This window comes from Streptosporangium sp. NPDC000509 (assembly GCF_042898365.1).
Lineage (GTDB): Bacteria > Actinomycetota > Actinomycetes > Streptosporangiales > Streptosporangiaceae > Streptosporangium.
In genome coordinates, this window is sequence record NZ_JBIAYX010000031.1 from 54670 (window position 1) to 78347 (window position 23678).

Genomic DNA, 23678 nt, shown 5'->3' on the forward strand with positions numbered 1-23678 from the left:
GGTCATGCGCGAAACGAGTGAGGTCATCACATATCAGCATTTCACAGGATGTGACATCGCAAAATAAGATGGCCTGGCGGCCAAGCGCACCGTGTGTCCCCGTTCCTGACCATCACGCCCGGGAGGGCTTCCCATGTGCGAACTCAGCGCGGATGAAGCGGCGATCGTCGCCCTGGTGCGGGAATGGGTCGACCACGAGGTCAAACCCGTCGTGCGGGAGCTGGAGCACACCGACACCTATCCCGAGGCGCTCATCGAGCAGATGAAGCGGATGGGCATCTACGGCCTCGCGATCCCCGAGCCGTGGAACGACGCCGGCGTCTCCGCGCGCTGCTACGCCGCGGTGACCGAGGAGCTCGCGCGCGGTTGGATGAGCCTGGCCGGCGCGATGGGCGGGCACAGCGTGGTCGCGAAGCTGCTCCTCGCCTACGGGACCCAGGAGCAGAAGGACCACTACCTGCCGAAGATGGCCGTCGGCGAGATCCGGGCGACGATGGCGCTCACCGAGCCCGGCGGAGGGTCCGACCTGCAGGCCATGCGCACCGTGGCACGCAGGCAGGGCGACGAGTACGTGCTCAACGGGTCCAAGACATGGATCACGAACGCGCGGCGGTCCCAGCTGATCGCCCTGCTGTGTCTCACCGACCCCACGGCCTCCCCCGCGCACCGCGGCATCAGCATCCTGCTGGTCGAGAAGGGGCCCGGCTTCGAGGTGTCACGCGACCTTCCGAAGCTCGGCTACAAGGGGGTCGAGAGCTGCGAGCTGTCCTTCGACGACTTCCACGTGCCCCGCTCCGCGCTGCTCGGCGACGCGGAGGGCCACGGCTTCGCGCAGATGATGCGCGGCCTGGAGATCGGGCGCATCCAGGTGGCCGCGCGAGCGGTCGGTGTCGGCGCCGCGGCGTTGGAGGACGCCCTGCGCTACAGCCAGGAGCGTGAGAGCTTCGGGCAGCCGATCTGGAGGCACCAGTCGATCGGCAACTACCTCGCGGACATGGCGACCCAGCTGACGGCCGCCCGCCAGCTCGTCCAGTATGCCGCGCGCCGCTACGACTCGGGTGAGCGAGCCGACCTGGAGGCGGGCATGGCGAAACTGTTCGCCTCGGAGACGGCGATGAAGATCGCTCTGGACGCTGTGCGCATCCACGGCGGATACGGCTACTCGACCGAGTTCGACGTCGAACGGTACTTCCGTGACGCCCCACTGATGATCATCGGTGAGGGCACCAACGAGATCCAGCGCAACGTGATCGCGCGGGAGCTGGTCCGGCGCCACCGGGTGCGGCCGTGACGGCCCCGGTCGCGGCGTCCTGGCTGTTCGTCCCCGGCAGCCGGCCGGATCGGTTCGACAAGGCCGCCCGCGCCGGTGCCGGCGAGGTCGTCGTCGACCTTGAGGACGCGGTCGCCCCCGAGGACAAGGAGTCCGCTCGCGACGAGGTCGCGGCCTGGCTGGCCGGCGGTGCGACGGCCTGGGTGCGTGTCAACGCGGCGAACACCCGGTGGCACGAGGCCGATCTCGCGGCGCTGGCCTCCTGCCGGGGGTTGCGCGGAGTGATGGTGCCCAAGACGGAAGGACCGGCCGTCCTGCGCAGGGTCGCCCGGTGGCTGCCGGCCGAGGCCGGGATCGTCGCCCTGGTGGAGAGCGCGCTGGGAGTTCAGGAGGCGGGAGTCATCGCCGCCTTCCCCGCGGTGACCGCGCTGGCGTTCGGATCGATCGACTTCGCGCTCGACATCGGCGCCGAGCATACCGACGAGGCCCTGCTGTTCGCCCGTTGCGCACTCGTCGTGGCCTCCCGCGCGGCGTCCCTGCCGGCCCCGATCGACGGCGTCACCGTCGAACTCCGGGATACCGCCGCGGTCAGGACGGCCGCGGCCCGCGCCAGGGGGCTCGGCTTCGGGGGAAAGCTGTGCGTCCACCCCGCTCAGGTCGAACCCGTCAACGCGGCCTTCGCTCCCGGCCACGCGGATCTGGAGTGGGCGAGGGCGGTGCTCGCCGAGGCGCCCGGGGGCGAGGTTTTCACCAGCAACGGCCAGATGGTCGACAGGCCGGTCCTGGAGCGAGCCCGCCGGATAATGGCGCGGGCCGGCCACCGGACGACGGCCGGACCGGGGGCGTGAGAGAGAGACGCCGCACGCGTCCGCCGCCGGCCGGGAGCCGGTGACGGGGATCGTGCCACATCCGGGCGGGCACGACGAGGGCATCCGGGCCGATCACGGCCCGCGACACGAGGAGGCCGCCGAATGACCGAGGCAGGGGACACCGAGACGGAGGGCACCGAGACGGAGGGCACCGAGACGGAGGTCGTCGAGCGCACCGAGGCGCTCCAGCCGGAGCCCGCCGTCGCGCTCGCCCGGCTCCTCGGCGTCGACCTGCCGGATCTGGAGAGCGAGGGGCTGCCCCTGTTGTGGCACTGGGTCTACCTGCTGGAGCGGCCGCGCCAGGTCGACCTTGGAGCCGACGGTCATCCGGTCCGCGGTGTGATCCCCGCGCCACCCGCGCCGGGACGGCGCCGGATGGCGGCCGGCGGCCGGGTCAGGCTGTTCGGCCCGCTCGTCGTGGGGCGTGCTGCGACGCGACGCACCGAGGTCGTGTCACTGACCGAGAAGGAAGGACGCACGGGGCCGCTGACCTTCGTCGTCGTGCGCCACACCGTATGCCAGGGTGGCGAGGTCAAGGTCGTCGAGGAACAGGACATCGTCTATCGCGACGTCTATCGCGACGCCGTCGCCACCGGCTCGCGTGCCGAAGCGGGCACGTTCACACCGGTGGCGGTCGAAGAGGACGAGTGGCCGCTGCCCGTGGACCCGGTGCTGCTGTTCCGGTTCTCGGCGTTGACCTACAACGCGCACCGCATCCACTACGACCGTGACTACGCCCGCGACGTCGAAGGCTACCCGGGGCTGGTGACCCACGGTCCGCTGCAGGCACTGGCCATGGCGGAGTGCGTGCGAGGAAAGGGCGTGCTCGCCACGGCGATCGACTACCGCCTGGTGGCGCCGTTGTTCGACCACCAGGGCCTGGTGGCACGGGGCGTCGTGACCGGTTCCGGCCACGAGGTCTCCGTCCGCGACCTCGGCGGCCGGATCACGGCGAAGGGACAGGTCCGCTCGTCCGCGGTCAGTCCCGGGAGACGTGCCTCAGCCTGAGGTCGTCGAGCAGGGTCTGGGTCGCGGCGGCCACCGCCTCGACGGCCCGCTCGAAGGCCTCCGCGTTGCGCGTCGACGGGGAGCGGAAGCCCGACACCTTGCGGACGTACTGGAGCGCGGCGGCTCGCACGTCGTCGTCGGTCACGTCGCTGGCGTAGGGCTCACGAAGGGTCTTGATGCTCCGGCACATGACAGGACCGTACTGCGTCTCGCGGCCCTCCCGGTCCGACAGGCTCCGCCGGAACCGGCCGGCGGGGGCGTCCTGACCCACCGGATGCTCCGCGCGACTCCGGATCGGCCGGAACCGTGCGGTCCGAGGCCGGATCACGCCGGGGCCGGTCGCCACGCGCCGGCGGTCAGCCGTCGTGGCCGTCGCGCTCGCGCTGGATCGCGTCGGCGCTCTGGATGGCGCCGAGAAGCCCGGGAAAGAGCGCGTCGAGGTCACGTCGGCGCAGCGCGTTCATCTTGGCCGTGCCCCGATAGACCTGGTTGATCACACCGGCCTCGCGCAGCACCCGGAAATGGTGGGTGGTGGTCGACTTGGTGATCGCCAGATCGATCGCCGAGCAGGGGGCCTCCCCGTCCTCGCCCAGTTGCCACAGGAAACGCACGATCTGAAGGCGCATCGGGTCGGACAGCGCGTGCAGCACGCCCTCCAGACGGATGTCCTCGCGCGCGGGGTGTTCCAGAGCCCTGACGGACGAGGTCGGCACGGTGATTCCCTTCTTTGGGTCGGCTCGATTGTACGAGAGCAGTCGTAGTTTGACATCTATCGTAGTACGTAGATTATCGTATTAGCGTCAAGCCGGGGCGCCGCCCCAAAGACCCCTCTCCAGAAGGAGTACGACCGTGAGCGCCCTGTTCGATCCCCTGACCCTGAGGTCCCTCACCATTCCCAACCGGATCTGGATGGCTCCGATGTGCCAGTACTCCGCGGCGGTCGAGGGGCCGGAGCAGGGGGTGCCGACCGACTGGCACCTGTCCCACCTCGCCGCCCGCGCGGTGGGCGGTGCCGGGCTCATCCTGACCGAGGCCACCGCGGTGGCGCCGGAGGGCCGCATCAGCCCGGCCGACCTCGGACTCTGGAACGACCGCCAGCAGCAGGCGTTCACCCGTGTCGCCCGCTTCCTGCGGGAGCACGGCGCCGTGCCCGGCATCCAGCTCGCGCACGCGGGACGCAAGGCCTCCACCCGCAGTCCCTGGCGAGGCGGCGCGCCCACCGGACCCGGCGAGCACGGCTGGCAGCCGGTCGGGCCGAGCCCGATCCCCTTCGACGAACGTCACCCCACCCCCACGGAGCTGGACGCCGGCGACATCGACAGGATCGTGGGCGACTTCGCCGCCGCGGCGCGCCGGGCGCTGGCCGCGGGCTTCCAGGTGGCCGAGATCCACGGCGCGCACGGCTACCTGATCGCCGAGTTCCTGTCGCCTGTCAGCAACCACCGCACCGACGCGTACGGCGGCTCGTACGAGAACCGCACCCGCTTCGCGCTCCGGGTCGTCGACGCGGTGCGCGAGGTCTGGCCCGACGAGCTTCCCCTCTTCTTCCGCGTCTCGGCCACCGACTGGCTGGCCGAGAACCCCGCGGACGACCGCGAGGGCTGGGGCGCCGACGACACCGTCCGCTTCGCCAAGGACCTGCTGGCCCATGGCGTCGACCTGCTCGACACCTCGACCGGCGGCAACGTCGCCGGGGTGCGCATCCCCACCGGGCCCGGCTACCAGGTGCCGTACGCGGCCAGGGTGAAGGCCGAGACCGACCTGCGGGTGGGCGCGGTCGGTGAGATCACCAGGCCCCGGCAGGCCGAGGAGATCATCGCCTCCGGTCAGGCCGACGCGGTCCTGCTCGGCCGGGAACTGCTCCGCACCCCGTACTGGCCGAACCTCGCCGCCCGCGAGCTCGGCTCCGCCGCCCGCTGGCCCGACCAGTATCACCGGGCGGTCTGACCCCGCCGCGGCCGTCACCCGGCGCGTCCCTCCCACCGGACGGGGAGGTGACCTGTCCGGGGGGAGGGACGCGCTGGGGGGAAGACGGAGCGGCCCGCCAGGGGGGCGCGGGCCGGTCCGTCTGTCAGGGGGAGTGGCGATGAACGGACCGGCCCGCCAGGGGGCGAACCCCCGGGGGTCGAGCGGGCCGGTCCGGGATCATGGGGTGGCGCGGCGCAGGGCGACCGCGTCCCGGTGGACCGCGGCGGGAGCGTGACCGTCGAGGAGCAGGCGGCGCATCAGGACCGCGACCTCACCCATCGTCTCCGGGCGGAAGCCGCGGCGGGTCACCTCCTGGGTGCCGATCCGCAGGCCCCGCGCGGGCTCACCGGAAGACTGCCCCGGCAGGCGGACGCCGCTGAGATAGACGCCGCCCTCGGCCAGCAGCCTGGCGGCCTCGTCCCCGCCGCCGAAGGCGGCGGCGTCCACCGCCACGTGGTGCGAGACGGTCCAGCCCCGATGGGCGGCGGCCACGGTGAAGCCCTCGCCGTCCAGTGCCGCGGCCAGTGCCCCGGCGTTGGCGAGGCAGCGGTCGGCGTACGCGGAACCGCCCGCGGCGTGCTCGGCGGAGGCGAGGACCAGCGGTGCCAGGCGTGAGGCGTCGTAGTTGGCGGTCAGGCCGGGATAGGCGGCCGCCGACACCTGGCGGGCGAGATCCTCGTCGCGGGTCACCACGGCCGCGCCCGGCGGGCCGCCGAAGGACATGTAGGTGGACATGGTCACCAGGTGCGCGCCCTCGTCCAGCGGGCGCTGGAACCGGCCGCCCGCGATGAGCCCCGCCACGTGCGAGGCGTCGTAAACCAGCAGGGCCCCCACCTCGTCGCAGGCCGCCCGCACCCTCGCGACGTCGTACGGGAACAGCATCAGGTTCGCGCCGACCACCACCAGCGCGGGCCGGTGCGCGCGCAGGAACGCCGGCAGGGCCACGTGGTCGACGTCGAGCCGTTCGGCGTCGTAGGGCAGGTCGGCGACCCGCAGGCCCCGGATTCCGGCGGCGCCCTGGGCGTGGTGGCTGGCGTGACCTCCGGCGGTCTCCGGAAGCACCGCGATCGTGTCGCCGGGGCCGGCGAACGCGCTGTAGCAGGCGAGGTTGGCCAGCGTGGCGCTCTGCAGGCGCACCTCGGCGAACTCACCGCCCATCAACGCCGCGACCTGGAGCGGGGCGAGGACCTCCAGCACGTCCAGCTCCTCCAGGCCGGTCTGGAACTTCTCGCCCGGCCAGCCCATCGAAGGGCGGCACCCCAGGGAGATCTCGTGCGCGGCCCTGGCGCGCTCGCTCATCGTGTTGGTGCCCGCGTACAGCACCACGCCGTCCTCGTCGAGGCGGCCGCGGTGCTCGGCCAGTACCGCGTCCACCAGCCGGGACACCGCGTCGAATCCCAGTCCGCCCACCTCGGCCTCAAGCTCGGCCAGGCGCAACTGTGCCCGTGGCGGCGCCCACGGGGCGACGCGGCTGCGCTCCTCCACGAGGTTCCTTTCACCGGGCGATCGAACGACTCTCACGAGGCGGGTTCCCCGGCTCCCACGAGGCGGGTCCCCCGAAATGAGTAAGTGCGACGCTACGGCCCACGCCAGGTCGAGTCATCGTTCCGGCGCCGGAGATACTTCCTACATCTGTAGGATTGGACCGTGATAGCGGATGATGTTCAGGATCTGCTGGAGTCGCTCGCCGTGGCCGTGGGCCGGGGGATGTCCGTGGACGACCTGGAGGGCCGGGTCGTCGCGCACAGTGCCCATCACGGGGAGGTCGATCCGGTCAGGGCGCAGGCCATCCTCTCGCGCTCGGTTCCCGCCGAGGTGGGGGCCTGGCAGGAGGCGCACGGGGTGACCACGACCCGCGAGCCGGTACGGATCCCGAAAAATCCTGACTTGGGGATGGCGGCGAGGCTCTGTGTCCCCCTGCTCCACCAGGACCGCCGCGTCGGCTACCTGTGGATCATCGAGGGCCCCGGCCCGCTCAACCCGCAGGAGCGCGAAAGGGCCGTGCGCGACGCCGCCGCGATCGCCGCCCTGCTCGACGACGGCGGCAGCTCCCACATCCTGAGCCAGCTGCTCACCGGTGAGATCGGCGTGCGGCGTGCGGCCGGTGTGCTCGGTGAGGGGCCGCTGCGCGTCCTGGCGCTGCGGGGCGACCCGGACGGCCTGCGCGAGGCGGTCGGCGCGGAGCTCGCCAGGGTGCGCCGCCCGCCGGCCTTCACGATCCTGGACCGCCACGCCGTACTGCTGCTGAACCGCGGCGAGGACGCGGTGGCACTGGGGGAGCGGCTCGCCGCCAGGACCCGCGCGGGCGCCGGGCTCAGCGCACCGCACCCCGGGCTGGAATCGGCCGTACGGGCGCACGAGGAGGCACTCACCGCGGCCAGGGCCGCCGCGGCCGAACCCGCGCTGCGGCCGGTCGCCCGCTGGCCGGACCTGGGCGTCTACCGGCTGCTCGCCGACCCGGTCGCGGGCCCGCACGGGTCGGCCGGCGGCCCGCTCGACGCGCTGCGCGAGCACCCGGCGCTCCTCACCACCCTGGAGACCTATCTGGACAGCGGAGGAGACGCCCAGGAGACCGCGAGGCTGCTCCACCTGCACCGCACCAGCCTCTATTACCGCCTCACCAGAATCGAGCACCTGGCCGACCGCAACCTCAAGAACGGAACCCACAGGTTAGAACTTCATCTCGCGCTGAAGCTCGGTCGCTGGAATGCGGTGTAGCGGCCGGGTAATCCGGGCACAGCTTTCCGGTGTTGCAGTTGATCAGCGAGATCATGGCCATCGTCGTCGTGCTCGTGCTCATTCCGCTGTCGTTAATTCTCGTGTCCGTTGTGGTCCTCCTCGCGCTGGCCGCGTTGGCTCTGGCGACTTCACGGGAGCAGGATGGGAGAACGACATCCCGGCGGAGGTAAGACGGTGCGGCAGCTCAGCGCGGTGGATACGCAGTTCCTGAATTTCGAGACCTCGACGAACGTCGCGAACATCGGGGGACTCGCGATCCTGTCGGGAGGCCTGACCCGCAGTGACCTGGTGTCGCTGCTGGCCCGCCGGCTCCACCTGGCCGCGCCCTTCCGCATGCGGCTCGCCTTCGTCCCGTTCGGCCTGGACCACCCCTACTGGACCGAGGACTCCAGAATCGACCTCGACTACCACGTGCGCGAGATCGCGCTGCCCAAACCGGGCAGTGACATGCAACTGGGCGAGCAGGTGGCCAGGCTGCACGCCCGGCGCCTGGATCGGCGTCGCCCGCTGTGGGAGATGTATCTCATCCACGGCCTGCACGGGGACCGTACGGCCCTCTACATGAAGGTCCACCATTCGGCGGTCGACGGTGTCACCGGCGCCGACGTGCTGGCCGGCCTGCTGGACACCTCACCCGAGCCCGCGGAGGTCGAGCTGGCACCCCCGGGCGAGCCGGAGGAGGAGATCGACACGGGGGAGATGGTCGTCAGAGGGCTCGCCAAGGTCGCCGTCAACCCGGCCAACGCGATACGGTTCCTGATCAACGCCGTCCCGCACCTCGACGAGATCCCGCTGATCTCCCAGGCACCCGGGGCGGGGCTGGTCTCGCGGATCACCAGGGACCTCGCCACCCGCCTGTCCGGATCCGAGGCCGCCGAGGTGCCCGCCATGCCCCGCATGACCGTTCCCCGCACCCCTTTCAGCGGAAGGATCAGCGCGCATCGGCGGTTCGCCTACACCGCCCTGCCGCTGGAGGACGTCAAACTGGTCAAGAACGCCTTCGGTGTCACGGTGAACGACGTGGTGATGGCCCTGTGCGCCGGGGCGCTGCGCCAGTGGCTGCTCAAGCACGACGCGCTACCCGAGCAGCCCTTGGTCGCGGGGGTGCCGTTCTCGTTCCGCCTGCCCGGTGACCAGAGCGCGGGAAACCAGGTCAGCATCATGATCACCACCTTGGCGACACAGGTCGCCGACCCGGTGGAACGACTGCTGGCGGTGCGTGACGCGATGCGGCTGATCAAGGACCGCTCGTCGCTCGCCCCGGCGCGCTGGCTCCAGGAACTCAGCGACATGATGCCCTCCGCGCTGACCGGGCTCGCCTCCCGCGCCGCCTTCAACCTGTTCGCCGGCAGCGCGGGCCCCATCAATGTGGTGATCTCCAACGTGCCCGGTCCGCAGATCCCCCTCTACGTGAGCGGCGCCAGGCTTCTGGCGTACCATCCCGTCTCCGTCGTGACCGACGCCAGCGGCGGCATCAACATCACGGTCTTCTCCTACGACGGCTCACTTGACGTCGGCGTGATCGCCTGCAGGGAGATGGTCCCCGACGTGTGGACCGTTACCGACTATCTCAGGGACACCCTGCTGGAGCTCAAGTTCCTCGTTGAGGAGCAGTGACAGCCCGGGAGCGTCCTCGGTGAAGCGCAGGACCTTCTCCAGGCAGACGATCGAGCCCCGCTCCCGCCTTTTGACGAACCGGATGTCATCGGCGAGGGCCTGCATGATCAGCAGCCCGCGGCCGTGCTCGGAGGTGGGGGCGGGGGAGGAGGTCTCGGAGAAGTCGAAGCCGTTGCCGGCGTCCACCACCTTGATCACACACCGGCCCCTGGTCAGCTCGGTGCTGACCATGTAGTCGTCGCTGGGGATGGCGTGCTGGATGACGTTTGAGCACGCCTCGGAGAGCATGAGCTGGATGTCCTCGCGAATCTGGGACACCACCCCCAGGGCCTGCAGCGAGGAGTCGAGAAGCTGTCTGATCACGGGAACACTCGCAGCGTCACGCGGCAGACGCAATGCGATGGTGGCCTCCACGGTCTCCCCCTTTTCACCGCCGATTCGCAGCCGACGTAGAAGCCCTGCCCTGGGGAAACCGTCCTAATCGAGGATGGGTGATCGTGTCCCTGGGATGTGGCAGAAAACAGCAAAACATTTCTTCCGTGGCATGTAACCGGAGGGATTCCCTCCGGCTCGGGGTTCGCGACGACGCGGTCCGGAGCCGGGCGTGGAACGCCCGCGGGGCGGGGGTCGCCGACCCCCGCCCCGCGCTTCGGTGATCGAAGGACGCTATCCGGAGAAGGCGTCCGTCGCGGCCTGGCAGAAGGCCTTGAGGTCGTCGGGCTTGCGGCTGGTGATCAGCGTGTTCGGACCCGAGGAGCAGATCACGACCTCGTTGTCCTCCCAGGTCGCCCCGGCGTTGCGCAGGTCGGTCCGCAGGCTCGGCCAGGACGTGACCTTGCGGTCACGTACCACGTCGGCCTCGATCAGCGCCCAGGGCGCGTGGCAGATGGCCGCGACGGGCTTGCCCGCGTCGAAGAAGCCCTTCACGAAGCCCACGGCCGCGGGTACGGTCCGCAGGAGATCGGGGTTGGCGACGCCGCCCGGCAGCAGCAGCCCGTCGAAGTCGGTGACGGAGACCTGCTCCACCGTGGCGTCCACCGGGAACGTGTCGGCCTTGTCGAGGTGGTTGAACGCCTGGACCTGACCCTGCTCGGTGGAGATCAGCTTGGGCGTGCCCCCCGCCTGCTTGACGGCCTTCCACGGCTCGGTGAGTTCGACCTGCTCGATCCCCTCGGGAGCCACGAGAAACGCGATCGTCTTGCCGTTCAGCATGTCGTTCCCTTCGTTGACGTGCGGATATGCCATCAAGGGGATGCCATGCCCGCACTGCCGGGATCTATGCGAGAAGCGTCGATCCCGGGGCGGACCCTGCGCCGGCGCAGACCGGCGGCGGTGAGCCGGGTGACGAGCTCACGGGAGGAGACGGCCTCGGCGCCCAGCGCGAGGGCCCGCTCGTAGACGGTCTCGGGAACGTCGTAGTGGTCGCGGTCGAACGCCCGGCGCGGCACGCCGAGCAGCTCCGCGAAGGCGTGCAGCTCCCCGGTGGAGCTGTCGCTGACCAGATGTGACCAGAGCAGGCCGCGCGGACCCGGCCAGCTGGGCGGGTCGATGAGAACGCTCACCGCCTGGCGAGGTCGAGCGCGACCTCCAGGGCGGCCGCCTGGCGCTCCTCGTCGGTGATCGACTCGTCCCTGAGCGCGAACCACGAGGCGTGCAGCGCGAACAGGGACATCGAGTGCTTCAGCCGGGTGGCCAGGGGGTCCTCCGGATCGACGAGGAAGGTGAGCAGCTCGAACATCCCCTCGCGGGTCTTCTCCATCGTCGGGTGTTTCTTGAGTGAGGTCTGGTTGCGCTCGAAGAACCGCATGATCTCGTGGTGCCTGCCCCGTCGCAGGTCGTGGGCGTAGCGGCGGATCAGCTCCTCGCGCGTCTCGTCGGTGCGCGGCTGGGTGCGGGCCCAGGCGATCAGCTCCTCGACCGCCCGCACCCGGTCCTCCGCCAGGCTGGCGATGATGTCGTCCTTGGTCTTGAAGTGGTAGTAAAGTGCCGCTTTGGTCACGCCGAGGGCCTCCGCGATCTCGCGGAGCGAGGTGGCCTCGTAGCCCTGCTCGGTGAAGAGCTTCAGGGCGATCTCCTGAATGCGCGTCCGTGTGTCGGCGTTTTCCCTCATGGTTCCCTTACCGAGAAATTAACTTGACGGCCGGCAAGTAAGCGGCCTACATTCCAGCATAGCCGACGCTAGCCGGTCGGCAAGTAAGCAAGATCACAAAAACTGGGGGCGCAGAAGTGAAGGAGACCGCGGCCGTGCCGGCGCGGCGTCGCGAGGTCATGGTAGTGCTGCCGGGCCTGATGCTCGCGATGGTCCTGGCCATGCTCGACAACATGATCGTCGGCACCGCGATGCCCCGCATCGTCGGGGAACTCGGCGGACTGACGCACCTGTCCTGGGTGGTGACCGCCTACGTGCTCGGCACCACCGTCTCGACCCCCATCTGGGGCAAGATCGGTGACCTGTACGGCAGGAAGAACATCTTCCTCGCCTCCATCGTCATCTTCATGATCGGCTCCGTGCTCTGCGGCATGGCCGGATCCGAGATGCTCGGCGGGCCGTCCGACGGCATGACGCAGCTCATCGCCTTTCGCGCCCTCCAGGGCCTGGGAGCCGGGGGCCTGATGGTCAACGCCATGGCGATCATCGGCGACCTCGTCCCGCCCCGCGAGCGCGGCCAGTACCAGGGCATCATGGCCGCTGTGATGTCACTCGCGATGATCGCGGGTCCGCTCGTCGGCGGGTTCATCACCGACCACCTCGACTGGCGCTGGGCCTTCTACGTGAACCTGCCCATCGGGTTCGTCGCCCTCGCCCTGCTCGCGGTCAAACTGCAACTGCCCAAGCTCCGCACCGAGCACCGCATCGACTGGCTGGGCGCGGCCCTGCTCTCGGTCGGCATCACCGCGCTCGTCCTCATCACCACCTGGGGCGGCAACGACTACGCGTGGGGATCGTGGCAGATCCTCGGCCTGGCGGGGCTCGCCGTGATCACGCTGGCGGTGTTCGTCCTGGTGGAGCGCCGCGTCGCCGAGCCCATCATGCCGCTCAACGTCTTCCGCGACCGCAACTTCAGCCTGATCTCGGGAGTGGGCTTCCTGCTCGGGTTCGCCATGTTCGGCGCGATCAACTTCCTGCCGCTGTTCCAGCAGACCGTCCAGGGGGCGAGCGCCACCAACTCCGGCCTGCTGCTGCTCCCGATGATGGGCGCCGCCATGGTGGTCTCGCTCTTCGTCGGCCGCGCCATCACCAGGACCGGCAAGTACAAGGTGTATCCCATCCTCGGTGGCGTGGGCATGGCGGTCGCGATGTGGCTGCTCTCCCTGATGGACGTCAACACCCCCGCCTGGCAGACCGGGGTGTTCATCGCGGTGCTCGGCCTCGGCATGGGCTTCCTGATGCAGACCACCATGCTGATCGCCCAGAACAGCGTCGAGCAGAAGGACCTCGGCGTCGCCAGCAGCGCCTCGACCTTCTTCCGCTCCATCGGCGGCTCGTTCGGCGTCTCGCTGTTCGGCGCGATCTTCAACAACCGGCTCACCTCCAGCCTGGAGAGCAAGCTGGGCGCAGCGGGCGAGCGGATCGCCTCCGGAGGCGCCCAGTTCGACCCGGCCGCGCTGCACGAGCTTCCCGCCAACGTGCGGGTCGGCTTCCTGGAGTCGCTGGCCGAGTCGATCTCCGGCGTCTTCTGGTGGGCGATCCTGTTCGCGGTCCTGGTGCCGCTGCTGGCGGCCTTCATCAAGGAGATCCCGCTGCGCGGCGCGCCCGAGGCATCCGAGGACGCCCAGGCACCGGTCCCGGCACTCGACTGACGGTCTCGCTCCCGTCGCCTGACGAACCACGGGAGCATCCGGCTCATCGGCCGGTCGGCCGATGAGCCGGGAGCCAAGTGCCGACCCAGTGATCCCCAAGCCGCCCTCGCGACGATGGGGTCATGAAGACAACGATCCCCGCCACCGGGTACGTCACCCGGCGGCCACTGGCCGAGGACGCCCGCGAGATCCACGAGCTGATCTCGCTCTGCGACACCCAGGTGATCGGCAAGGCCGACATGACGCTCGACGACGTCGCCGACCACCTGAACGACTCCGCCTTCGCCGGGGAGTCCGACGGCTGGCTCGTCCACGACGAGAGCGGGCGCCTGGTGGCGTGGGCCTGGGCCTGCCGCAAGGGGGGCAGCGACAACGTCGACGTCGACGTCGTCGTGCACCCCGCCGCACCGGACCTGACCGGCCCGCTCTGGGACACCGTGACCGAGCGGGCCAGGCAGATCACGGCCGAACTCGGCCACGACCGGGCCGTGGTGGACATCGGCCTCTACCGTGAGGACAGCGGCAAGCGCGCCATCGCCGCGTCCCGCGGCTTCGCCGCCGCCACCAGCTTCATCCGGCTCCGCGCCGACCACGAGGGGACGGTCCCCGGGCCCGAACTCCCGGCCGGGGTGACGGTGCACGACGGGCTCACCGAGGAGGTACGCCGTCAGGGGCACGCCGTGCAGCAGGCCGGCTTCGCCGAGCACTTCGGGTTCGCCCCGAAGGACTACGACGAGTGGTACGAGGAGCTGGACTCCTCGGTCACCACCGACTGGGCACAACTGACGGTCGCCCGCCTCGACGGCGAGCCCGCGGCGATGCTGCTGGGGACCAACGCCTTCCTGGGGGACGAGAACTGCGGGTACGTGCGCCAGTTGGCCGTGCTCCCCGCCTTCAGGGGCCGAGGTCTGGGAAAGGTCATGCTGCGCGGGGCGTTCGCCGCCGACGCCCGCCGCGGGCGGGTCGGCACCTACCTTCACGTCGACGCCAACAACAGCACGCCCGCCCTCGACCTCTACCTCTCGGTGGGCATGCGTCAGGTGCTGGCGATCGACGTCTGGCGGCGCACGATCTGACCTCCCGCCGTACGGGCCTCGCCGCACGGGGCCGTGGGGATCATCGCGGAGATCACTGTGGGGATCACTGCGGGGATCACTGCGGTGCGGCGGTGCGCACTCCGGCACGGCGCGTCCGGCTCATCGGTCCGGGGTCACCCGGTGTTTGGAGAGGTGGGCCAGCACCGCCTGGTTGGCCTCCCAGCCGTCGGGGAACTTCACCGGCACGCCGAGCTGGACCGGCTCGGACGACGGGTGGGCGTCCAGGAGTTCGGGAATGCCCGCCCTGGCGACCACGACGCAGGCGTGGCGGTGCCGGGAGGTGAGCACGCACAGCCGCCCGGACTCCAGATGGAACGCGGTGGCGTCGCGGCGCCCGGACAGCGGGTGAAGCACGATCGTCACGTCGTACTCCCGGCCCTGCAGACGGTTGGCGGTGTCCACCGTGATCTCCGGCGGCACCCCGGCGGCCCTGATCGCGGCGACCTGGTCGCGGTGCGCGGCGCCGATGGCGATCCTGTCGACGGTGACGGGATGGCTGCCGCGCTCGGAGTGCGCGACCGGGCCCCGCTGGAGCAGCCGCGTCGCCAGCATCGCGGTCGCCGCGACGGCTTCGGCGTCGGTGCGCACCGTGTGACGGCTCGGCAGCTCGTACAGCGCCCAGCCGGAGACGGCCGCCTCCTCCAGCGCCAGGTCGTGGGAGGTGCGCATGCCGTTCACGGTGAACTCCAGCGACCTGTCGTCCGGACCCGTCCCCGCGCGGAACCCGGTGAACGGGTAGAACGCCTCGGAGACCACCGGCGCCGCCGAGGCGGGCAGTCGCCAGGAGACCGGCAGCCGGTGCACCGGCAGGTCGGGGTTGTGCCGCAGCAGCACCGAGACCGCGCTCTGCACCGGGTCCCACGACAGGCCCGCCCACCGGTCGCCGTCCACGATGGAGAACGGGTCGAGCTGGCCGGGATCGCCCACGAACAGCGCCCGCTCGAACAGCGAGGCGATGCGCAGCAACTTGTCCGAGCGCATCTGGTACGCCTCGTCGACGATGGCCCAGGGCCAGGTGCGGTCGCCGATCCAGGCCCACTTGTCGGCGGTGGCGATCACCACGGCCGGATCCCCCAGGTCGGGCAGCTTGCCCGCGACCGAGACGTTGGGGTGGGCGAGGACGCGGCCGGGGGTCACGTAGCCGCTCGCCGACAGGCGGCCGATCGGCAGGTCGGGGTGCTCGACCGCGAGCCGCTCCACCAGATCGTCGACCTGCTCGTTGGTCTGGGCGACGATCATCAGCGGCTCGCCGGTCTCCGCGATGTGCCCCGCCGCCCTCACCACCAGCGTTGACTTGCCCGCGCCCGGCGGCGAGTCCACGACCACGCCGCGATGGCGGGGCAGGTCGGCCAGCACGGCCTCCACCACGGCGGCGGCCTCCCGCTGCGGGGTCGTCATGTCGTGCTCCCGTCAAGGCCCCCGTCGAGGCCTCCGTAAAGGCCCCGGTCACGGCCCGTCCCGCACGCGGTGGGACGAGGCGTCGCCCGGCGGCCCGGGATCCGGTGAACGCTCAAAGCCATTCCTCCTGCGCGTCGTCGTCGCCGGGTTCGTACTCCTGCGGAGGGCCGCCGTGGGTCCACGGCGTCTGCTCCGGATCGGGCAGTGCCGCCGACGACTGGAAGTCGTCCGTCAGTGAGGTGTACGAGACCTGCTCGCCCGGTTCGGGCACGGAACCGGGGGCCGGTGTCCTGCCCCGCCCCATCCCCTTGGTGACCTTGAGGGTGATCTCCCCGTCCGCGATCTCGACGATCTCGGCGGCGTGGCCACGCCGGTCGGGGCAGCCGACCGTGGTCTTGGGGGAGAGCCGCACCGGATCGTCGGTCCGCACCGTGATCAGGGGTCTGAGCTTGCGCGAGCGGCCCTCGCCCTCGGTGTGCTCAAGGTCGGCGGACGTCACCGTCCCGGCGAAGGCCTCGCCGCTCAGCCGGTACTCGGCCATGAGCAACGGGTCGTCATGGGCGCGCTGCACGTCGTAGCTCGCCCGCGCCCGTTCCAGTCCCGCCAGCCGCGCGGCGGCGCCGACCGCCCCGTCCCTGCGCGCCTGAGGCGGCCCGCCCTCGGCGATCCGCTCGACGAACCGGGTGAACGACCCGCGGTCGATCTCCCAGCGGTCCTTCACCCGCGTCCCCTCGGGCAGCGAGCGCAACAGCTCCACGCTGCGCCACATCAGCCGCCAGGTGGGTTCGAGCTGGGTGCGCAACGCCTGGCCGATCCGGTCGACGGCGCGATCGGTCGGCGCCTCCTCGTAGGCGCGGATCGCGGGGCCGAGCACCTCGTTGTCGAAGCCGGGGTCGGTGGTGGGGCCGGCGGGAGGCCAGAGCAGCGGGTCCTCGGCCTCCTCGGCCGCCTGCCGCCCGGACATTCCTCGCGGCGGATCGATCCATCCCAGCAGCGCCGCCAGGTTGGCGTCCTCCAGGTTGCTCTGCCCGGTCGCCCAGTGCAGGCTCAGCGCCTCGGTGGCGGCGAGCAGCATCGAGGAGCCCGGCTGCAGCGACCGGTCGGCGAGATAGGTCAGCCACCGGCCGAGCAGCGGCACCGACGGATGCACCGGATAGGGGCCCTCCGCCTTGCGGAAGCGGGTGGAGCGGCCGAGCAGCGCGGCGAACGAGGCCGCGGGCCGGTTCGGCACCAGGATCTGCGGCGCGTCCAGGCATCGCTCGTACGGCTCGCCGCTCTTTCGCTCGACCGTCTCGGTGCTCTTCTGGAACCCCTCGATGTACGGCAGCAGCACCTCGGCCAGCCCGGCGGTGAAGGCGAACCGCAGGTCCCGGTTGCGGGGCTGGGGAACGACGAGCAACCGGGGGTGACCGGGATCGGTGCCGACCATGGCGGCGAGCGGCGCGGCGGCCTCGCCCGCGAGCTTGAGCGGGATGAACACCAGCGGCTGGGCGGAGACGTGGCAGTGCCGGACCGTGGTGATCCGCTGCGCGACGCCGTCCCTGGCGGCCCGCAGCCGCGCCAGCGCCGTCAGTGTGCTCACCGCAGCGACTCCTCGCGCAGCCGGTGCGCCAGCCGGAGCAGGTGGGCGATCTCCTCCTGGCCCTCGGCCACCTCACGGGTGCCCTCGGCCAGGCCGAGGGCCTCGTCCATGCCGGAGACGCCGCCCAGCTGGTCGCGTACCTGGCGCCCGAGCAGGTCGGTGGACCCGCAGGAGCGGGCCTCGTGACGGCAGAACATGCACATGTCGCAGGTGGACAGGCAGTCGGGCGCGTAGCGGGCGGGCACCTGGAGCAGTGCCTGGGCCAGCTCCTCGGCCGAGCGGGTCGGCACACCGTCCTCGCCGGGGGCCAGATCGAAGGTGAGGCCGCCGGGCAGGTCCTCCAGCAGGCGCTCGACCCTGGTCATCCGGGCGAGCTGGCGGTTGAGCACGGAGAGATGCTTGCGTACGTCGACCAGCGCCGCCGTGGGGCGGTTGGCGAAGTTCTCCGGGCAGACGAGGACCACGTCGTGGGAGACGCGTTCCGGGTCGTGCCCGAGGTCGGCCATGAGCGTGCGCAGCGCCATGACGTAGACCGACGCCTGTCGCGCCGCCGCCGCGACCTTTTCCGGCTCGGCCTGGCCGTCGATCACGCTGAACGACTTGATCTCGACGATGTGGAAGCGCCTCCCGATCTGGAAGGCCACGACGTCGGGTTCCAGGTAGGAGGTGTGCCCGGCGATCTCCAGACTGAGCAGCGGGTGGTCGTAGAACACCGCGGTCCCGTCGTCCTCGCGCGCCGCGCGGTCGATCAGCGCCCGGGTGTGCGAGTGCCGCAGATGGGAGCCGATGCTCTCCACGTCCTGGTAGCCGACCTGGGCGACCTCCAGGCCGAGCAGCTCGCGCAGGAGGCGCAGCAGCTCCGCGCACCCGTTCTCCTTCACCAGCGACTCGAACACGTTCCCGCGGGTGATCGCGAACTGGGACTGGCCGAACGGGGCGGGGAAGCCGACGTGCCGGGCCGTGAGGTCCTTGTCGACCCCTGCGGCGTCCATCACCGCCCGGCGGACGCAGCCGGGGTTGGCGGCGAGCGCCGCGATGGCCCGCGCGTCGTGCGGGCGGGAGGGCATCGGCCCGCGCAGCTCGTCAAGCCTGTTCAGGAAGGCCCTCTCCCCGAGCTTGTTCATGAACCGGTCTCCCCGTCCAGCCTGGTCTTCAACAGGCCCCCCTCAAGGTGTTCATCGCGGTGGCGCCGAACAGGCGCTCCACGTCCGGTAGTTGCCTCATCGCCCGTGCCGCCACCTCGGCCCGCTGCGCGGAGTCGGTGGCGAGGTGTACCTCCAGCTCGGCCTGTGCCGCGCGGATCGCGGTCGCCGGGTCGGCCGGGGCGAACCCCTCGACGGCGCCCGGGATGTTCTGCGCCATCCGCGACAGCAGTCGCACCGCCCCCGCGGGAGGTTCCGCCAGCCGCGTCAGGTGCTCGGCGACGCGCATGGCCGAGACGAGGAAGTCGACGCGTGGGCTCAGTGGCCCCAGCACCCGCGACTCGGGTGGCCACGTGCTGTCGGCGAACAGCCCGCGGGCGGGGGAGAGGCGGTCGGTCAGCGCGGCGCACAGGTAGTACGGCCTGGCGTAGGGGTCACCGCGGAACGAGCGCTCCTCGTCGCGCCGCAGGCTGGTGAGCTGGGAGCCGCGCAACTCGCGGGAGAAGAAGGCGTCGTTCACCGCCACGATCAGTTTGGCCGCCGTCGGCACACCCAGCATGGCCAGTGCCTGGTGCACCTGCTCCCTGATGGGCACCAGCGAGGTCTCGGGTTCGTGCGGCGGCTCGGGGGCCTCGGAGGTGATCGCCGCGTCCCACGCCTGCTCCGCCCGGCGCAGGTCGCCGCGCAGCGATCGGGCGAGCGAGTTCTCCTTCGCCTTGACCGCCCGTCGCACCTCGGCGCGGAGCTCGGCTATTCGCCGTTCCAGCGCGTCCAGTGAATCACTCACGGCCCGGAGCGTAACAGGAGTTCCACCAGCCTCCCTTGAATTCCAGCGAATTCCAGCATTAAGCGCGAGTCGTGTAATGGAAATAAAGGTACAAAAAGGTCATTTAATGCGAAACTTGTCGCGCGGGAGGCGGGATCAGTCGGCGCGGCCGATTCCACCTCGGACGGCGACTCAGACGGGAACCATGCGGGGAGCGGAAGGAGGCAGCACGTCCAGCCGCGACACCGCGCGGGGCGGGGCAGGGGCGGTCGGCCCCTGCCCCGAGTGTGCCGCCCTGTCACGGGTCGGCGGCCGCATCCGATCCGGCGCGGCAGACGGTCACCCCGGGGCGAGGGATACGCAGGCTAGCCCTTGACCTCCGTGCGGTCGGCCGACCACAGGGTGTGGAAGGAGCCCTCAAGGTCGATCCGCTCGTAGGTGTGAGCGCCGAAGAAGTCACGCTGGCCCTGGATCAGGGCCGCGGGCAGGCGCTCGGCGCGCAGCCCGTCGTAGTAGGCGAGCGCGGTCGAGAAACCGGGTGCCGGGATGCCCAGTTCGGCGGCCTTCGCCACCACCCGCCGCCACGAGTCCTGCGCCAGGGTGAGCGCCTCGGCGAAGTAGGGGGCGGCGAGCAGGGTGACCGGCTTGTCCTCCGCCGCGTACGCCTCGCGGATGCGGTCGAGGAAGACGGCGCGGATGATGCAGCCACCCCGCCAGATCGTGGCCAGCGTGCCGAGGTCGAGATCCCAGCCGTACTCCGTGCTGGCGACCCTGAGCTGGTCGAACCCCTGGGCGTAAGCGACGATCTTCGAGGCGTACAGCGCCCGCCGCACGTCCTCGGCGAAGTCCTCGCCCACGGCCCCCGCGGGCACGCCCGACGGGCCGGGCAGACCCCGTGCGGCCTTGCGCAGGTCCGCGTGACCGGACAGGGAACGGGCGAACACCGCCTCGGCGATTCCGCTCACCGGAACGCCCAGGTCCAGCGCGATCTGCACCGTCCAGCGGCCGGTACCCTTCTGCTCCGCCCGGTCGGCGATCACGTCGACGAGCGGCTTGCCCGTCGCGGCGTCGACCTGGCGCAGCACCTCGGCGGTGATCTCGATCAGGTACGAGGACAGCTCACCCTCGTTCCACTCCGCGAAGATGTCCGCGAGCTCCGCCGGGGTCCGGCCGAGTCCTTGCCTGACCAGGTCGTATGCCTCGGCGATGAGCTGCATGTCGGCGTACTCGATGCCGTTGTGCACCATCTTCACGAAGTGCCCGGCACCGTCGGGGCCGATGTGGGCACAGCAGGGCACACCGTCCACCTTCGCCGCGATGTCCTCCAGCAGCGGACCCAGCGCCTGGTACGACTCCTTCGAACCGCCGGGCATGATGCTCGGCCCGAGCAGCGCGCCCTCCTCCCCGCCGGAAACCCCGGCTCCGACGAAGTGGAGACCACGCTCGCGCAGCGCGGCCTCGCGTCGGCGCGTGTCCAGAAAGTGCGCGTTCCCGCCGTCCACGAGCATGTCGCCCGGCTCGAGCAGGGGAGCGAACTCCTCGATCACCGCGTCGGTCGGCGCACCCGCCTTGACCATGATCAGAATGCGCCGGGGCCGTTCCAGCGCCGCGACGAACTCCTCGGGGGTCTCGCAGGGGACAAAGGTTCCCTCGTGACCGTGCTCCTCGATCAGTGCCTTGGTCCTGTGCTGGGACCTGTTGTGCACCGCTACCGAGTGCCCGTGCCTGGCCAGGTTGCGGGCGAGGTTCGCCCCCATCACGGCCAGTCCTGTCACACCGATCTGTGCCTGAGACATCAAAAACCTCCAGCTCGAAAAACCCGGTCTTCACGACCGGAAGGAGAACGCGGCAGGATACCGTTGGCTGATTTCTCGAAAACCTGAGCGACTTCGTGGTGAATGCCGCCACCTTTGGTGACCTACTTTGTGACCTACGCGGATCGGGAGATGGACGTTCATGCTCCACCTCCGTCCAACCGCGTCCAATTTTTCACGTCCGGGAAGGCAAGTCTGCACCCACCCCGATCGAACGTGCGAAGAAGGTCCCGGTACCGTGCCGATCGGTGGACGACCTGCTTTTCCGACGGTTCCGGCATCCGGCGGGGACGAGCCCGCGCCGAGAAGACTCAGCGGCCGAAGCTGATGACGCCCGGAAGCTCACGTCCGATGAGGCCGCCCAGGCACCGGTAGGTCCTAGCCCCGCCCTGAAACTGCTCCCGTGAGGGCGGCAGGATCGTCTTGTGCCACCTTGTCCGCCGGTCATCGCGCTCATCGAACATGGAGGCGAACATCACCTGGTCCGAGCAGACCTTCTTCACCGTCGGATCCTTCTCCAGGACGGCCGGATCGTAGATGAGAGAGCCCTGGGGCAGCGGGGCGATCGCGAACGTCTCCCACACGTGGGGCTCCTGGCAGCTGATCCGCTTCGCCGTGGTGTCGCCCGCGATCGCGACGAGGCCGCCCCAGCACTCGTTCTTCGCCACGCACGCGGCCCCCGCGCCCGCCACCGCCGCGGCGGGGCAGGGGGTCGTGACCGTGGCGACCTCGAAAACCTCGCGAGCCGCGGACGTGCCCGTCTTCGGGGTCGCACTCTGGTCCTTGCCAGGGCTCTGGGGGGCCTGCGAGCCGGCCCGCTGCCCGGTGGACGGTGTCTGGTCGCGGTTCTCGATGTACATGAGCCCTACTCCGGCCATCAGCAGGATCGCGAAGGCCACGGCCACCGCGACGAAGACCCGCGCGTTCGACGCGGCCGGATGCTCCGGGGCCGCCGCGGGCGGCTGTGTGCCGGAGAGCCCCTTCACGCCCGGTGACGTCAGATGCGACCGCACAGGCTCCCCGCGCTGCCCCGGCGGTGTGCCGTACGGTGACGCGTACGGCGGCATGGGCACAGGGGTCTTCTCCGGTGTCGAAACCGGCGGTGGAGCGGGCCTCGGGGCCCGGTGGGGGACGGCGGGGCGCGGAGCGTGGGACCGGGCAGAGGCGCCTCCCTCCAGACGCAGGTCCGTGAGGGCGTCGCGCAGCGCGGCCACCGAGGGGGTGCGGCGCGCGGGGTCGGTCGCCATGGCCTCCCTGAGCACGGCGGTCAGCTCCGGTGGCACCTCCGGGAGGTCGGGAACCGGCAGGCGGTGCAGGGCCATGATGACCGCGATGTTGACCACGCCGCTCTCGGGGAAGCGCGGCGGGCGCCCCGAGAGCAGCGCGTACAGCGTGGCGGCCAGGGAGTAGACGTCACCGGCGGCGGCGGGCTCGGTCAGCTCGAACGCCTCGGGCGGGGCGTAGGCGGGAGTGAGGGACTCCCGGGTCACCGACACCTCGCTGCCCGAGGACGGCATGGTGGCGAGGCCGAAGTCGGAGAGCACCACATTGCCGTACCGGTTGATCAGGATGTTGGCGGGCTTGATGTCGCGGTGCAGCACCCCGGCGGCGTGCGCGGCCGACAGCGCGTCGGCGATCCGGATGCCGATGTCGGCGACCTCGGCCGGCGGCAACCGCTTCTCGGCCCGCATCCGATCCAGCAGAGACCCGCCGGGACACAGTTCCAGGACCATGTACGGCCGTCCGTCGGGCAGAACCCCCGCGTCGTAGACATGGGCGACGTGCGGGTGACCGGAGAGGGCGCCGGCCGAGGTCACCTCACGCATGAAGCGGCGCCGGTCCCGCTCGGAGACCAGCACCCGGTTGTCCACCTTGAGCGCGACCTCACGATCCACCGCCAGCTGTCTGGCCCGGTAGACGATCCCGAAACCGCCCTGGCCGAGCACCCCGGACACCTCGTAGCCCGGTACCGCAAAGGCGCCAGCTCCGGCCACCTGCCACCTCCTGAAGACGAGCGGCAGATTACCGGAGTTTCCAGCGCGAACCATGGGTGTATTCCCTTCCTTTCGCTACCGGGATGCACCGCGCCCGCCTCGCGTCGAGGGCCCACAGCCGGGACACCACATGGCCGGTCCGTCTGCGGTGTGCCCGGCACCCTCCGTTTTGTCGGAGCCGCTTTCCCTGAAGCGCGCACGCCACAACGCGCCTTGCTTCCACGCGAGGCGCGGTTGATTTGACGATGCGGGTCGGGGTTCATAAAGTTCACCAGACCCGAGGGAGACGGCGGTGGCGCCGGGGCCTCGGAACCCTCTCTGATCATCTCAGCCTTGATGGGATCTTTGTCCCCTAAAGGGGTTTGATTCGACATGAATCAGACCGTCGAGTACGTTAGGCGGGTCCCCCTGAGAAGGGGGAGCAGTGAATTCCGAAACAGGTAAGCCGGATCGGGTCGGTTTGACACGAAAAAGCGGGCCTGAAAGAATAAAGGCACAACGAAAGAACAGAATAAAACGAACGCCCCGGAGTTCTGCCGGACCGGTTGGTCGGGTCAGGGTGATGGTGTACGCGTCCGTTTCTTGAGAACTCAACAGTGTGTTAAAAGCCAGT

The 23678-nt window shown here is 70.6% G+C and carries 23 protein-coding genes; 9 read left to right on the forward strand and 14 right to left on the reverse strand.

The window, feature by feature from the left end; translation table 11 throughout:
* The first annotated feature begins 133 nt into the window (after nt 1-133).
* The 3 genes from ACFY3D_RS37840 (at nt 134) to ACFY3D_RS37850 (ending at nt 3147) form a co-directional block, all read left to right on the forward strand.
* Entirely contained in the window at nt 134-1291 is a 1158-nt protein-coding gene (locus ACFY3D_RS37840) for an acyl-CoA dehydrogenase family protein (RefSeq protein ID WP_362906466.1), read from the forward strand.
* Entirely contained in the window at nt 1288-2118 is an 831-nt protein-coding gene (locus ACFY3D_RS37845; protein WP_389989130.1) for an HpcH/HpaI aldolase/citrate lyase family protein, read from the forward strand. Before ACFY3D_RS37840 ends, ACFY3D_RS37845 begins: the two co-directional genes overlap by 4 nt.
* Before the next feature lie 123 nt (nt 2119-2241).
* Nucleotides 2242-3147: a MaoC family dehydratase N-terminal domain-containing protein gene (locus ACFY3D_RS37850; RefSeq protein WP_389989132.1), complete on the forward strand. Its 906-nt coding sequence runs from the start codon at nt 2242-2244 to the stop codon at nt 3145-3147.
* On the opposite strand, the gene ACFY3D_RS37855 is transcribed toward ACFY3D_RS37850, so the two are convergent.
* Both ACFY3D_RS37855 and ACFY3D_RS37860 read right to left on the reverse strand, forming a co-directional pair.
* Entirely contained in the window at nt 3119-3418 is a 300-nt protein-coding gene (locus ACFY3D_RS37855) for a DUF2277 domain-containing protein (RefSeq protein WP_389989134.1), read from the reverse strand. The two genes, ACFY3D_RS37850 and ACFY3D_RS37855, sit on opposite strands and share 29 nt — an antisense overlap.
* An 85-nt stretch (nt 3419-3503) precedes the next feature.
* Nucleotides 3504-3860: an ArsR/SmtB family transcription factor gene (locus ACFY3D_RS37860; RefSeq protein WP_389989136.1), complete on the reverse strand. Its 357-nt coding sequence runs from the start codon at nt 3858-3860 to the stop codon at nt 3504-3506.
* Between the two features lie 136 nt (nt 3861-3996).
* On the opposite strand from ACFY3D_RS37860, the gene ACFY3D_RS37865 reads away from it, so the two are divergent.
* Nucleotides 3997-5094 carry an NADH:flavin oxidoreductase/NADH oxidase gene (locus ACFY3D_RS37865; protein WP_389989138.1) on the forward strand — a complete coding sequence of 366 codons (1098 nt, stop codon included), beginning with the start codon at nt 3997-3999 and terminating at the stop codon, nt 5092-5094.
* 198 nt (nt 5095-5292) lie between these two features.
* Here the strand turns inward: ACFY3D_RS37865 and ACFY3D_RS37870 are convergent, their stop codons facing one another.
* Nucleotides 5293-6600: a glycine hydroxymethyltransferase gene (locus ACFY3D_RS37870; protein ID WP_389989140.1), complete on the reverse strand. Its 1308-nt coding sequence runs from the start codon at nt 6598-6600 to the stop codon at nt 5293-5295.
* 162 nt (nt 6601-6762) lie between these two features.
* Here ACFY3D_RS37870 and ACFY3D_RS37875 point away from each other — a divergent pair, with 162 nt between their 5' ends.
* The 3 genes from ACFY3D_RS37875 to ACFY3D_RS37885 are packed head-to-tail and all read left to right on the forward strand — an operon-like array spanning nt 6763 to nt 9471.
* Complete coding sequence (locus tag ACFY3D_RS37875) at nt 6763-7833, forward strand: helix-turn-helix domain-containing protein (protein ID WP_362906454.1); 1071 nt, start codon at nt 6763-6765, stop codon at nt 7831-7833.
* A 29-nt stretch (nt 7834-7862) separates the two neighbouring features.
* Nucleotides 7863-8024: a hypothetical protein gene (locus tag ACFY3D_RS37880; protein WP_350948439.1), complete on the forward strand. Its 162-nt coding sequence runs from the start codon at nt 7863-7865 to the stop codon at nt 8022-8024.
* Between the two features lie 4 nt (nt 8025-8028).
* Nucleotides 8029-9471 (forward strand): wax ester/triacylglycerol synthase family O-acyltransferase, encoded by a 1443-nt coding sequence (locus ACFY3D_RS37885; protein ID WP_389989142.1) that lies wholly within the window; start codon nt 8029-8031, stop codon nt 9469-9471.
* On the opposite strand, the gene ACFY3D_RS37890 is transcribed toward ACFY3D_RS37885, so the two are convergent.
* The 4 genes from ACFY3D_RS37890 to ACFY3D_RS37905 all read right to left on the reverse strand — a co-directional run bounded on the left by ACFY3D_RS37890 (nt 9358) and on the right by ACFY3D_RS37905 (nt 11581).
* Nucleotides 9358-9885: an ATP-binding protein gene (locus tag ACFY3D_RS37890; RefSeq protein WP_389989144.1), complete on the reverse strand. Its 528-nt coding sequence runs from the start codon at nt 9883-9885 to the stop codon at nt 9358-9360. The two genes, ACFY3D_RS37885 and ACFY3D_RS37890, sit on opposite strands and share 114 nt — an antisense overlap.
* Nucleotides 9886-10137: 252 nt before the next feature.
* The gene (locus ACFY3D_RS37895; RefSeq protein WP_362906447.1) at nt 10138-10716 is read right to left on the reverse strand and encodes a type 1 glutamine amidotransferase domain-containing protein; all 579 of its coding nucleotides are present in this window, start codon (nt 10714-10716) and stop codon (nt 10138-10140) included.
* Nucleotides 10716-11033 carry a DUF4031 domain-containing protein gene (locus ACFY3D_RS37900; protein WP_362922538.1) on the reverse strand — a complete coding sequence of 106 codons (318 nt, stop codon included), beginning with the start codon at nt 11031-11033 and terminating at the stop codon, nt 10716-10718. The genes ACFY3D_RS37895 and ACFY3D_RS37900 overlap by 1 nt, the downstream gene beginning before the upstream one ends.
* Complete coding sequence (locus tag ACFY3D_RS37905; RefSeq protein ID WP_389989147.1) at nt 11030-11581, reverse strand: TetR/AcrR family transcriptional regulator; 552 nt, start codon at nt 11579-11581, stop codon at nt 11030-11032. Before ACFY3D_RS37905 ends, ACFY3D_RS37900 begins: the two co-directional genes overlap by 4 nt.
* 134 nt (nt 11582-11715) lie before the next feature.
* Here ACFY3D_RS37905 and ACFY3D_RS37910 point away from each other — a divergent pair, with 134 nt between their 5' ends.
* Together ACFY3D_RS37910 and ACFY3D_RS37915 are read left to right on the forward strand one after the other, a co-directional pair.
* Entirely contained in the window at nt 11716-13272 is a 1557-nt protein-coding gene (locus ACFY3D_RS37910) for an MDR family MFS transporter (RefSeq protein WP_389989149.1), read from the forward strand.
* A gap of 122 nt (nt 13273-13394) precedes the next feature.
* Entirely contained in the window at nt 13395-14348 is a 954-nt protein-coding gene (locus ACFY3D_RS37915) for a GNAT family N-acetyltransferase (protein ID WP_362906441.1), read from the forward strand.
* Between the two features lie 120 nt (nt 14349-14468).
* Here the strand turns inward: ACFY3D_RS37915 and ACFY3D_RS37920 are convergent, their stop codons facing one another.
* The 7 genes from ACFY3D_RS37920 to ACFY3D_RS37950 form a co-directional block, all read right to left on the reverse strand.
* Nucleotides 14469-15767 carry an AAA family ATPase gene (locus ACFY3D_RS37920; RefSeq protein ID WP_389989151.1) on the reverse strand — a complete coding sequence of 433 codons (1299 nt, stop codon included), beginning with the start codon at nt 15765-15767 and terminating at the stop codon, nt 14469-14471.
* A gap of 112 nt (nt 15768-15879) precedes the next feature.
* Nucleotides 15880-17349: a hypothetical protein gene (locus ACFY3D_RS37925; protein WP_389780124.1), complete on the reverse strand. Its 1470-nt coding sequence runs from the start codon at nt 17347-17349 to the stop codon at nt 15880-15882.
* Nucleotides 17346-18473 carry a hypothetical protein gene (locus tag ACFY3D_RS37930; protein WP_389989153.1) on the reverse strand — a complete coding sequence of 376 codons (1128 nt, stop codon included), beginning with the start codon at nt 18471-18473 and terminating at the stop codon, nt 17346-17348. Before ACFY3D_RS37930 ends, ACFY3D_RS37925 begins: the two co-directional genes overlap by 4 nt.
* 28 nt (nt 18474-18501) lie before the next feature.
* Nucleotides 18502-19278 carry a hypothetical protein gene (locus ACFY3D_RS37935; protein WP_389989155.1) on the reverse strand — a complete coding sequence of 259 codons (777 nt, stop codon included), beginning with the start codon at nt 19276-19278 and terminating at the stop codon, nt 18502-18504.
* 344 nt (nt 19279-19622) lie between these two features.
* Entirely contained in the window at nt 19623-21053 is a 1431-nt protein-coding gene (gndA, locus tag ACFY3D_RS37940) for an NADP-dependent phosphogluconate dehydrogenase (RefSeq protein WP_389989157.1), read from the reverse strand.
* Between the two features lie 329 nt (nt 21054-21382).
* The gene (locus tag ACFY3D_RS37945; protein WP_389989159.1) at nt 21383-23065 is read right to left on the reverse strand and encodes a serine/threonine-protein kinase; all 1683 of its coding nucleotides are present in this window, start codon (nt 23063-23065) and stop codon (nt 21383-21385) included.
* A 327-nt stretch (nt 23066-23392) separates the two neighbouring features.
* Nucleotides 23393-23678: hypothetical protein (locus ACFY3D_RS37950; protein WP_389989161.1), on the reverse strand; the 286-nt coding region annotated here is incomplete at its 5' end.